Source organism: Pseudomonas sp. Irchel s3a12, assembly GCF_900187485.1.
Taxonomy (GTDB): domain Bacteria; phylum Pseudomonadota; class Gammaproteobacteria; order Pseudomonadales; family Pseudomonadaceae; genus Aquipseudomonas; species Aquipseudomonas neuropathica.
The window spans coordinates 286,441-295,971 of the sequence record NZ_FYDN01000010.1 but is presented as its reverse complement, the minus strand read 5'-3'; the positions used below and the strand labels follow the sequence as shown (position 1 = coordinate 295,971).

At 61.1% G+C, this 9,531-nt stretch carries 4 protein-coding genes; all 4 read right to left on the bottom strand.

What is annotated here, in order from left to right; all coding sequences use genetic code 11:
* Nucleotides 1-139: 139 nt before the first annotated feature.
* The 4 genes from CKW14_RS18870 to CKW14_RS18855 all read right to left on the bottom strand — a co-directional run bounded on the left by CKW14_RS18870 (nucleotide 140) and on the right by CKW14_RS18855 (nucleotide 9,433).
* Nucleotides 140-505 (bottom strand): DUF6124 family protein, encoded by a 366-nt coding sequence (locus CKW14_RS18870; protein WP_095125848.1) that lies wholly within the window; start codon nucleotides 503-505, stop codon nucleotides 140-142.
* A 507-nt stretch (nucleotides 506-1,012) separates the two neighbouring features.
* Nucleotides 1,013-1,483 carry a chemotaxis protein CheW gene (locus CKW14_RS18865; protein WP_095049473.1) on the bottom strand — a complete coding sequence of 157 codons (471 nt, stop codon included), beginning with the start codon at nucleotides 1,481-1,483 and terminating at the stop codon, nucleotides 1,013-1,015.
* Nucleotides 1,476-7,373: an Hpt domain-containing protein gene (locus CKW14_RS18860; protein WP_095125847.1), complete on the bottom strand. Its 5,898-nt coding sequence runs from the start codon at nucleotides 7,371-7,373 to the stop codon at nucleotides 1,476-1,478. Before CKW14_RS18860 ends, CKW14_RS18865 begins: the two co-directional genes overlap by 8 nt.
* Before the next feature lie 11 nt (nucleotides 7,374-7,384).
* Entirely contained in the window at nucleotides 7,385-9,433 is a 2,049-nt protein-coding gene (locus CKW14_RS18855) for a methyl-accepting chemotaxis protein (protein ID WP_007913676.1), read from the bottom strand.
* Between the last annotated feature and the right edge of the window lie 98 nt (nucleotides 9,434-9,531).

Below are 9,531 nucleotides of genomic sequence, written 5' to 3'. Positions count from 1 at the left end.
ACTGTACCTTTGCAGCCACTGTTTAGGCAGGCTTGAAAGAGGCGCCAAACGCGTTTCAAGCCTGTAAAGGTGTAAACGATGTCCCCGGTCTAATTTGTAAAGGATGTACCGGTCTCTACAGTGAGGGTCAGCTTTTAAGTCACTCCGTCGGCACCAACCTATCCAACAAACGGTTAACAGCCATCTCCGCCACCATCACCACCTGCGCAATACCCTGCACAGTCTTGCGGTGCGTGCCGTCCACCGTTGCCGCGTGATTGTTGAGCATGACCGTAGCCGAACCGAGGGTTTCACTGGCGTCGGCCAGCAAGGATTCGGTGTCGGCCTTGGGATTGGCCATGTACAGCGTGTTGGGGGTGTAAGGCGTGGCCATGAGGTCGGCGTTGGTCGGGCCGAGGTAATGGTCGAGGGCGCGCTCGGCGGCTTCGTGGAATTTCTTTGAATCGGGGGATTCGTAGGGGGATGCCGGGTCGGTGACCGGCGGGTTAGGCGTTACTTTGAACATTTACCAGATCCTCATTTGAGCTAGCCACCGCTTCTCTACTAAAAGAAGTGGAGGCAGCTGTGCGCAGGTTAGTAGACCGGGGATCTGGGAAACCGGCGCGCCGAAGCGCCCTGCGCACAACCACCATAAAAAGTGCAGGCATGGAGTACCTGACTGTCTGATGAGCTATACGCCCCAAATATGACGGGCTACTAAACCCGATCACTGGAAATCAGTGACGGAATCAAGTTACGCAGCATGCCCAAGGCGCACAAGCCGGCGGATTCTGGTGCATGCGTAGGCAGCGGCGCAAGGATTTGTAGGCTAGGGAGCCGTAACACCGGGTGTCTTTAAACAACGCGACTAGAAGGCGTTTATTGCGCACAGAGATTGAGGATTTGTCTGTCGGATTTTGGTGGATGCCGCAGGCGCTATCGCGAGCAGGCTCACTCCTACAGGGGAATGCATTCCAACTGTAGGAGTGAGCCTGCTCGCGATGAGGCCAGTCAGGCCAATGAACATTCTGGATCAGTGAACCAGCCCAGCATCCACCAACAACTTCTCCAACCCCAACAAATCCGGCACCTTCGCCACCTGCTCCCCGACCTGCACCGCCGCCTGCTCCAGCCCACACAACGGCACATCGACATAACTCAACTGACTATCAAGCTTGTACGACCGCGGAATCCCCTGCACCAGCAGGGCAATGAACTTCAACTCCGGCAACCCACCGAGGGCATTCAAAATCACGATTCGCGCCCGCTCGCCAATGACGATTTTCTGCCCGCACGCCGATTCAAAACTCAGCAACGGAATCTGCCGCTCACGCCACGTAACCTTGCCGAGATACCACGGCGGCGTGTCCAGATCGAAGGCACTGGCCTGGTAATCGATCAACTCAGCGACAGCGACGTTAGGCAGGATCAAATTGCGATCCGCCAACGGCAACAACAGACCAGTGAGTTGGCTGCTGCGCTGATTATGCCGGCGCTCATGCATGTTTCTTGCTCCAGTGGGCAATGCTTTCAAGCAGCACCGACTCTTGATACGGCTTGCCGAGGTAGTCGTTGACGCCAATCGCCATGGCGCGGTCGCGGTGTTTCTGCCCGGTACGTGAGGTGATCATGATGATCGGCAGGTGTTGCAGGCGTTCGTCGTTGCGCACTTGGGTGGCGACTTCAAAGCCGTCCATGCGCGGCATTTCGATGTCGAGCAGCATCAGGTCGGGCATGTGTTCTTCGAGCAGCAGCATGGCGTCGACACCGTCCTTGGCCGTGAGCACGTTCATGCCGTGACGTTCGAGCAAACGGCTGGTGACCTTGCGTACGGTGACCGAGTCGTCGACCACCATCACCAGCAGCGGTTTCTGCGGTTCGCTGTCGATCTCCGGCACCGTCGGTGTCTGCGCAACCCGCGCTTGCATCGCCCGAATCGGTGCGAGCAAATCGAGAATCAGCACCACCCGGCCATCGCCAAGAATCGTCGCCCCGGACACGCCCTGCACCGCCGCGAATTGCGCGCCAAGACTCTTGACCACAATCTCGCGGGTGCCGGCCATGGTATCGACCAGCACCGCGATGCGCCGGTCGTTGTAGTGCACCAGCAGCACCGGCAACGGCAGGTTCTGCCCCAGCAGTTTCGGTCGTGGCGCAGTTTTCAGCAGCTCGCCGAGGTAGCACAGTTCATAGGTCTGGCCGCCGTACTGATAGCGCGGCGGATCAACCCGGAAGTGAGCTTCCAGATCATTCGGCAACACGCGGACGATGCCTTCGATGGTGTTCAGCGGAATCGCGTATTGATCCTCGCCACACTGCACCATCAACGCGCGGTTGACCGACACGGTGAACGGCAGCCGAATGCGGAAATGCACGCCCTGCCCCGGCACCGAGTCGATGCTCATGCTGCCGCCGAGTTGCCGCACTTCTTCGTGCACCACGTCCATGCCGACGCCACGTCCGGAAATCTGCGTGATCTTTTCCGCCGTGGAAAACCCCGGCTGAAGGATGAACTGCAACACGTCGCGGTCGCTGATCTCGGCATCCGGCGCGAGCATGCCGCGCTTGATCGCCTTGCGCCGCACCGCTTCCAGTGGCACCCCGGCGCCGTCATCGCGAATGTCGAAAACGATGTCGCCGCCCTCGCGGGACAGGTCCAGGCTTATCGTGCCCTGCGCCGGTTTACCCGCCGCCAGCCGCACCTCGGCGGACTCCAGACCATGATCGACGGCATTGCGCAGCATGTGTTCCAGCGGCGCAGCCATGCGCTCCAGCACATTGCGATCCATCTCGCCTTCGGCGTTGCCGACGACAAACGCGACGTCTTTGTTCAGCTCTTCAGCGACCTGGCGGACGATGCGTTTCAAACGCGGCAACATCCGTTCGAACGGCACCATGCGCGTACGCATCAAGCCTTCCTGCAATTCGGTGTTGATGCGGCCCTGTTGCTGCAACAGGTTCTCGGCGTCGTGATTACGGCGGTCGAGGGTTTCCTTGAGGTCGAGCAAGTCAGAGGCGGATTCGAACAGCGCCCGCGACAGTTGCTGCAACTGCGAATGGCGGTCCATTTCCAGCGGATCGAATTCTTCATAGCCGAGACGTTCGGCATCGACTTGCTGGCGGCTGAGAATCCGCCCCTGAGTTTCAGTGTCGAGGCGGCGCAACTGATCGCGCATCCGTTCGATGGTGGTTTCCATCTCGTTCAGCGCGATCTGCGCGTCGTTGACCTGCTGTTCGATACGGCCACGGAAGATCGAGGTTTCCCCGGCCAGATTGACCAACTCATCGAGCAGTTCGGCGGAGACTTTGACCATGTCCGCGCCAGCGTCGGCAGCTGGCGGCGCAACGTCAGTCTTGACCGGCACAGGTAGCACTGGCGGCGTTTCTACCGTCACCGGATGGCTGAAATTCTGGATCGCATTGATCAGCCGATCAGCCGGCGGACACGGTTGCCCGGCGCGCACGCCATCGAGCATTTGCGCCAAGCGATCATGCCCGCGCTGCACCAGCGCAAACAGCTCCGCCGACGGCTGCAAAGCGCCGCTGGAAAGACTTTCGTAAAGGTATTCCAGCTCATGCGCGAGGTCGCCGATCGGGCCGATCTCGACCATCCGCGCGCCACCCTTGAGGGTGTGCAGATCGCGCAGCAGGGTTTCCACTTCCTGACGATTGCCCGGCTCGGCCTGCCAGCGCAGCAGCGCGGCGCCGGAGTTTTCGATGATGTCGAAACCTTCTTCGAGGAAGATTTCCAGCAACTCGGGATCGTGGCCAGCGCTGTCGTGCCCGGCTGTTGCTGGCGGAGTTTCGGCAACATTCTGGCCTTGGCGGACCTGACGGATAACGTCGATCAGATCCTGTGCCGGGGTCAGTGGCTGATGCTGTTGCAGTTGTTCAAGCAGCAGCGCCAAACGCTCATGACTCTTGAGCAACAAGCGCCCCAAGCTTTCGCTGTAGTTGTAGCGACGATCCACCAAGCCTTCGTAAAAGCTTTCCAGCTCCTGAGCCAGATCGCCAATGGCCTCGACTTCGGCCATCCGCGCGCCGCCCTTGAGGGTGTGCAAATCGCGCTGCAACGAGGACAGCGGCGCGGCATTGTCCGGGTCGCTCAACCAGCGCTGCAAGGCCTGGCCTGAGCTGTCGAGAATATCGACCGCTTCTTCAAGGAAGATCCCGACAATCTCGTCATCGTGTTCAAGCGCCGTTGCCTTTTGCTGCAACTCAGCGGTGGCGCTGCCCAGTTCACGGATGCTCAGGGTGCGGCTGCCATCGCTGCGAATCAGGCCCATGGAAGAAGGATCGAGGCTCTGATCGAGCAGATCATGCAACGCCCGAATCCGCTCTGGCTGCGGCGTGACTTCCTGCCCGGCGGCCAGTTCGTCGAGCATGTTGATCAGCGCTTCGTGGGCGTTCTGCGCTTCCTGGAAAAACTGCTCGCTGACCGCCAGGCTGCTTTCTTCCACGGCGCCGTAGAGATCGAGCAAGGCTTCGCACAACACATCCACCGGCAGCAAATCCGCCAAATGCGCGCCTTCGCCAAGGGTGGTCAGTTCATCCAGCAAGGCGCTGAGTTCCTGACGCTCGCCGGGGTGTTGCTGCCAGCGCTGTAGCAGGCTCTCAGCATCCAGCAGGATGTCCATGCCTTGAGCGAGGAAGTTATTGATCAGTTGCGGATCGCGCTTGATCCGCAGGCCGGTATTGGGCGCATCGAGGATCGAGGCCAGACGCTCGGCGAGCAGGGTTCCCGAGCGCTTGATCAGCGACTGCGCACCGACAATCGGCGCCAGCGGATCATGCTTGAGCTGACGCAGGCCGACACGGAACAGGCCCTCGGCTTCAAGTAGCAACTCCACTTCGTCGAGGTCCAGCGGCAACTGGTGCGCCTTGAACTCGCGGGCCAGTTGATCGAGCGGTGCAGCGAGTTCGGCAATCGGCAATACGCCGGCCATCGAGGCGCTGCCCTTGAGCGTGTGCAAAGCGCGCTGCAGTTCGTCGCTGGCCTGCAGCGGCACATGCTCGGCGGCCTGATCGAGGAAACGGTTGAGGCTGGCAAGGTGCGTCTCGGCTTCTTTGCGGAAGATTTCCAGCAACAGCGGATCGAGCGCCGCGACATCGTCCACGTCTTCGGCGGCCAATGGCTCGTCACCTTTGGCCAAGGCGTGAGCACGGGCCGCGAGCTGATCGACATCGCCGCGCTGGCGCTGGTTACTAGTGGCGAATTCGCTGATCAACTCGGGCAGCAACAGCACGGTGTCGGTCAGCACTTGCTGCACCACTGAGCCCGGTTCGACACTTTGTTCGAGCACACGGTTGAGCAGGTTTTCCACCGCCCAGGCCAGTTCACCGAGGATCAGCGCGCGGACCATGCGCCCGCTGCCTTTCAAGGTGTGGAAGGCGCGGCGCAGTTCGGTCAGCGCATCACGATCCTGCGGATTGGCCGACCAGCGCGGCAGGTATTCGTGGAGAACTTCGAGGACCTCGTCGGTCTCTTCGAGGAACACCTCGCGCAGCTCATCGTCGACCGGTTCTTCATCGGCCGGCGGCGGCATCAGGCTGCCGGGGGTGATCAGCGCTGGCGGGTTGAGCGCCGAAACCGGGCTGGCCAGAACATCGGCCAGCGACTGCACGGTTTCCGGGTCATCGAGCGCTTGCATGTCCTGCATCACCAGCGCTTCGCTGGGGCTGAGCACGTCTTCGAGCACGGGCACATGCGGCTCATTTGGAATGAAACCCAGACTCGCAAGGGACTTCTGCGCGACATCCAGCAACTGCTCGCTCGGCGCCTGCGGATCGTCGCTCAGACGTTCGAGGTAATACTCGAGGCTGCTGATGACATCGGCCAGATGATCCAGCTCTTCCCAACCCGGTTCGTGCGGATCAAGCAACAGATGTTCGCGGATAAACCCGTTGCACGCCTCGACCAGACTTGCCGCGCGGCTCAACGGAATCATCGCCAGTGCCCCGCGCACCTGGGTCAGCAGCGCCGGCAACGGTTGCAGATGCTGGCGATCCCAATCGGCGTCGATGTAGTCGACGATCATGTCCTTGGCCTGTTGCAGGCAGATGCGCGCTTCCTTGATCACGATCTGATGGATCTGCGTCAGGTCGGTGGTCGGCAGGCGCGAATCTTCCGGGCTTTCCGGCTCGACGGTGCCGACCATCCCGGCCAGCGTCGCTTCGACGTAAAGCAGCGCACCGGCAACGTCCATGAGGATCGCGTCATTCGGTTCGCGCTGGCCCTGGGCGAGGCTGAGCACGACAGCTAATTGATCGATGATCACTTTGCGCGGCTGGCCGAAACCGAGCACCGCGAGGGTGTCGGCAATCTGTCGCAGCGGTGCGAGCAGGCTTTCCAGATCCGAGGTGTGCTGACGGTCGCTACGCACGAACAGGTCGAGGCGCTCCTTGACCCGCACCAGTTCTTCACACAACGCCGACAGCACCGAGCGCATCGCATCGCGGTCGGGGCCGGCCAGGCGCGCGCGTTCTTCGTCGACCATCGCGCTGTCGGGCAACGCGTCGTCCAGGGAGTAGCGGTCTTTCATGGTCAGCATCTGCCCGGTGGGATGTTCGGCTTTGGCAATATAGAACAACAGGCTTTTCAGCAGCTCGGCAGGCGCCGGCTGATTGAGGCCAGCCATGCCCTGATCGAGCAGGCGTTTGAGTTCTTTGTCGGCGTCCTTGAACAGGCTGCGCAGCGCCGGGCTGTTGGCGATCACGCCCTCGCGCATGCCTTCGACCAGCGCCGAGGCGACTTGCCACAGCGGGCTCAGCGGCGAATCACCGCTCAGCGCTTCGAGGCGGGTGAAGACTTTGGCCAGATAACCGAGGTGGGTCTGGTCATCCTGTTCACGCAGCAAACCGACCAAAGCCATTTGCAGCATCTGGCGTAATTTGCGCAGTACGTTCGGCAGTTCTGCCGGCTCCAGCAGTGCCAACGCTTCTACGTTTAGCGGTGCCAGTTCGGGCAATTGCGGGCTGAACAGGCTGGTTTCCGAGAGCAGGCTTTCGCCACGGGCGCTGCGCAGATCGTTGATCAGCGGCAGCACCACCAACGGCAAATCTCTCCGGGCGCTCTGCACGCGGTCGAGGTAAATCGGCAATTGCCCAAGGGCTTGCAGCAACAGGTGCAGGGCTTCGTCGCGATGGCTGACGCGCTCGTGCTGCAAGGCTTCGACCAGATGTTCCATTTCTTCGGCGAGCAAGGCTGCGCCGTAGAACTCGACCATCTGCAAACTGCCGTGGACCTGATGGATGTAATCCAGGCACTCGTCCAGCCCGGGAAAGGCTTGCGGGTCGTCGAGCACGGCTTCAATTGCTTGATGCGCCTGTTTCAGCGTTTCGGCAATTTCGCCTTTGACCCATTCGAGGGCCACATAGTCGTGCCGATCACCCATAACCACTCCACTCACGCTTTATCTGTCGCCGCCGGCAAGGTGAAACCGGACACCGAACGCCGTAGCTGACTGGCCATTTTCGTCAGGTTGCCGATGCTCTCGGCGGTGGCCGTGGAGCCGGACGAGGTCTGCGAGGTGATCTGCTGGATCACGTTCATCGTCAGCGAGATCTGCCCGGCCGAAGTCGTCTGCTGCTGCGCTGCATTGGAGATGCTTTGAATCAGCGCCGCGAGGGTCTTCGACACGCCTTCGATTTCTTCCAGGGCCACACCGGCATCCTGCGCCAGTCGCGCGCCACGCACCACCTCGGTAGTGGTTTGTTCCATCGAGATGACCGCTTCGTTGGTGTCGGTCTGAATCGCCCGCACCAGGGTTTCGATCTGCCGTGTGGCGGCGGACGAGCGTTCGGCCAGCCGCTGCACTTCATCGGCGACCACGGCGAAACCGCGCCCGGCATCACCGGCCATCGACGCCTGAATCGCCGCGTTGAGGGCGAGGATGTTGGTCTGGTCGGCGATGTCGTCGATCAGGCTGACGATGTCACCGATTTCCTGCGACGACTCGCCGAGACGCTTGATGCGTTTGGCGGTGTCCTGAATCTGTTCGCGAATGTTGTCCATGCCGTGGATGGTGTTGTGCACCACCTCGTTGCCCTTGTTGGCGATTTCCACCGAACGCTCCGCTACCGCAGAAGACTCGGCGGCGTTGGCCGAGACCTGATCGATGGATTCGGCCATGTCGCTGATCGCGGTCGAGGCTTCGGAAATCTGCTGGGCCTGATGCTCCGAAGCCTGGGCCAGATGCATGGCGGTGGCCTGGGTTTCCTGCACCGCTGCGGCGACCTGGCCGGCGGTAAGGTTGATGGTGGCGACCAGATCGCGCAACTGATCGACGGAATAGTTGATCGAGTCGGCGATGGTGCCGGTGAAGTCTTCCGTCACCGAAGCGGTCACGGTGAGGTCGCCGTCGGCGAGGTCTTCGATTTCATCGAGCAGACGCATGATCGCGTTCTGGTTGCGCTCGTTCTTCTCGGCGGTTTCGCGCAACTGGCGATTTGTTTCGCGAACCATGACCAGACCGATGAGTATGATTGAGGCCAGCGCCAGCAAACCGAGGACGTAACCGCCGATGGTGTCAGTGTTGCGCCCACCGGCAAGGTTCTCGAAGCGAGTGGCCAAGTGCGAGGCTTCGTCGAGCAGGGTTTGCGAGAGGCTGAAGATATTGCTCGCCGATTCACGAACCTTGAACAGCTCCGGCGATGTTTCGAGGATTTCATCCACCGAGCCGGAAACGAATTGGAACAGCTCGGAGATTTCGCTCAAACGCGCACGGGCGTCGCGGTCTTCGACCTGGCTGATTTTCAACGCCGGGTTGCCTTGCAGCATGCCATTGAGCACTTGGCCGAAGCGGGTGGCGTCGCGGCCAAAGGCATCGGCGGCTTGCTGGGAGTTTTCGTCGCCGGCGAGCACGGTGTTGACCGCGCCGAGGATACGTTCGGCGAGCAGCGATTGACGCTGGGCCATCGCCACTTGCGCGGCCGGGGCACCGCGCTGGAGGAGGATTTCGACGACTTTTTCGTATTCGATCTGCAACTGCGGCACGGTTTCGGCCAGGGTCGCGGCGACCTGATGCAGCGACAGCACGGTCTGCTCGCTGGAAAGAATCGCGTCGGTGTTTTTCAGCAGGCGCTCCCAATCCAGCTGCACAGCGCGCATTTCCGGGCGTACGGTGGCGGGTGCCGGCGGCAGGCCGGTGGCCGGGTCGCCCTTTTTCAGATAACCCCAGCGCTGGGCGAAATCGTTGCGCGCATCGCTGAGCAACTTGAACGCGGCAGCCTTGCCAGCGGCGGCTTCGGTGGCGTTCTTGGCAATGCGTTGCGAGAGCACGCGCAGCTCACCGGCGTGGCCGATGTACTGTTTGTCGTAGTTCGCTTGGGTGTTGAGGTACGCGAAGTTGGCGAACAGCAGCATGATGAACACGATCAGTGCGATGAACAGCACGATGATCTGCGAGCGACTGCGCGATCCTTCCGCCGGCTTGCCTGTTTTTGCTTTTGTCATCGGTCCTCGCCCTTAACCCACACCTTTGAGGCCTGCTGCAATCCCTGTGGGAGCGAGCCTGCTCGCGAAAGCGCTGGGTCAGCCAATATTTATCTTGC